4 protein-coding genes are annotated in these 2,944 nt (G+C 45.1%); all 4 read right to left on the bottom strand.

The window, feature by feature from the left end:
- Positions 1–165 precede the first annotated feature (165 nt).
- Entirely contained in the window at positions 166–1,470 is a 1,305-nt protein-coding gene (locus tag A3761_RS23115) for a TRAP transporter large permease (protein ID WP_082870357.1), read from the bottom strand.
- Positions 1,467–1,874, bottom strand: a complete 408-nt coding sequence (locus A3761_RS23110) for a TRAP transporter small permease (RefSeq protein ID WP_082870356.1) — start codon at positions 1,872–1,874, stop codon at positions 1,467–1,469. The genes A3761_RS23115 and A3761_RS23110 overlap by 4 nt, the downstream gene beginning before the upstream one ends.
- A gap of 121 nt (positions 1,875–1,995) precedes the next feature.
- Positions 1,996–2,478 (bottom strand): EAL domain-containing protein, encoded by a 483-nt coding sequence (locus A3761_RS23100; protein ID WP_068638188.1) that lies wholly within the window; start codon positions 2,476–2,478, stop codon positions 1,996–1,998.
- Positions 2,479–2,525: 47 nt separating this feature from the next.
- Positions 2,526–2,944 (bottom strand): response regulator (locus A3761_RS23095; RefSeq protein ID WP_068750987.1); only part of this gene is annotated, 419 nt, incomplete at its 5' end.

The raw sequence follows: 2,944 nt of genomic DNA, 5'->3' as shown, positions 1-2,944 counted from the left end.
CTTCGCTGCACAGAGGAAGGGATTAAGACACCCTAAAAACCTTTTTATCTTTTCTCGGTGTAGGCCGCAGGCCTCTCTGTGACCTCTGTGGTGAACCGTGTTTTATGTTTTGATCTTGAAGTGATAAACCGATGAACCACAGAGGACACCAAGAGTAGAGAAACTCTAATCTTTCATTTGCCCAGGCAACCACAAAGCTATTTCAGGGAAGATCAGCAGCAGTAGTACCATAACCAAGCTTATTACTACGAATGGTAAGGCACCCTTAAAGACAGTTGTTAAGGGTATATCCGGAGCAACGCGCTGCATTACAAATACATTGATACCGATTGGCGGCGTAATCAGCGATAGCTCAATCATCATAACGATAAAAATACCAAACCAGACCGGCTCATATCCTAAAGAGGTCACCAAAGGGAAGACAAAAGGCAAGGTGAGGATAATCATCCCAGAGGTGTCTAATACAGCCCCGAGCACCAGATACAAGAGCAATAGAGCTAACATTATCAAGAAAGATGAATCACCCCAACCGGCGATGGACTCTATCAAGAGCTGAGTCACGTCAGTCTGCGCCATGAAGCGGCTAAAGAATACGCCTCCTAAGAATAACAAAAAGATGTTGCCGCTCAGCGAAACGCTTTGGCCCAAACTTTCTTTCAGAATCATTGCACTTAAGCGTCCGCGAAATAAGGCAATAACGAATACCCAAGCCAAACCAATAGCCGCGGCCTCTGTTGGCGTTGCATAGCCTCCGTAAATACTACCCAAAACAATAAGCATTAGTGACAATGCCGGCAGGAGTTTTGGTAGCGCCTTGATCCGCTCTGCCACCGAGTAATGCTCACCACCCGGTGCAAGCTCGGGCTTGAGCTTACAGCGAATCATGACATATAGACCAAACATCAAAGCTAATAGAATTCCCGGAATAATACCCGCTATAAACAGGTCGCCTAGCGAGGTTTCCGTCCAGGCCGCATAAAAGACCAAAGGGATACTCGGAGGAATAAGAATGGCGAGCACACCGGCTGATGCGATTGAGCCAGTCGCAAGGCTTTGGTTATAGCCGTAACGCCGCATCTCTGGCATCAGCATTTTGCCCATTGCTGTGACTGTTGCAACACTAGAGCCTGTGACCGCTCCAAAGGTTGCTGAGCAGCTGATAGATGTGATCGCCAAGCCACCGGGAATTCGCCCGAACCAGCGGTTAAAGCAATAGAAAAGATCTTTACCCAAGCCCGTTGTTTGAGCTAAAGCTCCCATCCAAACAAATATAGGTAAGGTCACCAATACAAAGTTACTGGCGACTTCCCAACTAACCAACTGAAACTGAACGATAGCCGACTCAAAGCTCTGAAGGTAGACATTTCCAAGCAGACCTACCGCTATCAAAGCGATAGCAATCGGTACACGCAGAGCAATTAATATAAGCAAGCAGGCCATGGCCAACAGGCCAACACTTTCAGAGTTCACGAATGCCCCTCTTTGGTTCGACCAGAACCTTGGCTAGCCCATAGCAAACTCAATGATTGAAGCGTTGTCACAAGCCCGATAAAAGCCATCAAGGCATAGAAAGGCCAATAAGGTATGTCGATAGTATAAGCTTGATCTTCATAGGTATAGCTATCTATCGCGCCCAACACCGCCTGCCAAACGACAAGTAGCGAGAACAAAACCAAGAAAACATATGAAGCGCATTTTAGGGAGCGTTGCTTAGAAGCCGACAAGGCTTGGTAAAGCAGGTCAACACTCAATAATTCATGGCCCTCTATACACTTTGGAATCGCTAATAAAGAACATGCTGAGTAGCAGCAAACCCGACAATTCGTGAGCCCAAGCAATGGGAGAGGAAAATAATGAACGCAAAATAACGTCACTAATTACAAGTAAGACCAGTGACGGCAGAACAAACAAGGTGTTAAGACCGTTTAAGAAATTAACGAGTTTTTTTAAGATTTGGTCAAGCATAGAATGGAAGCGACGGAGGGTTCACGCTTATTAGCTTGACTCTTGATCAGGTAAGGGGCCAGGCATCACGATGCCAAATCCTTGAGCAAAGTCTATTCCAATTTCTCTTAGCGCTTCGCAAGTCGCATCATCCTCAACAAACTCTGCGATCGTCTCTAGACCCGCTGCGTGCGCTATCATATTGCACGACTCCACAATCCCTCTATCAATACTGTCGCTCAACATATTCTTAACAAAGCTCCCATCAATCTTCAGGAAGTCGACAGGAATCGTTTTAAGATAAGAAAAAGAGCTCAAACCAACACCAAAATCATCTAGCGCAAACTTAAAGCCTAGCCCTCTAATTTCATTAATAAACTCTACCGCATCAACCAGGTTATCGATTGCAGAGGTTTCTGTAATTTCAAAACAAATTCTCTGAGGCAGCAGGTCATATTCTTTTTGCCAGATCTTGATATCATCAAAAAATGACTGATCACTCAAGGTTGAACCTGACATCGTCTTCGGAGTCATCGACGATTAATATTCGTATAATCTTACCTTCCACTAAATGCATATAGCTACCTTGATACCGGAGAAAGGTTAATGTCTAACCAATAATTCCGAAGTGCTGAGATATTGTCTTTAAATTCATTTATATCAAAAGACTTTTGAATATAGCTGTTTGCGCCGGCCCGATAACCTTCCTGAACATCTCTCTCTTCATCGGAGGAGGTTAGGATGACAACAGGTAGGCATTGAGTGTCCAGGTTGTGACGAAGCTCTTTCAACACATCCAGACCATGAACTTTTGGCAAATTCAAATCGAGGAAAACCACCCTTATCTCAGGGTCGAACTGCTGGCCAGCGTACTGCCCCTTTCCACACAGGTAATCAATCGCCTCTTGCCCATCCCTAACAATGACAACATCTTTCTGCTCTACGCCCGCTTTTTTAAGCGCAAACAAAGCCAACTCTTCTTCACCTGCATTATCTTCTA

The sequence above is a fragment of the Oleiphilus sp. HI0123 genome, from assembly GCF_001635315.1.
This window is presented reverse-complemented; position numbering and strand designations above follow the sequence as displayed.

Coding starts and splice junctions, on each gene's coding strand:
- A3761_RS23100 (WP_068638188.1), bottom strand. CDS start 2,478: ATGACTCCGAAGACGATGTCAGGTTCAACCTTGAGTGATCAGTCATTT.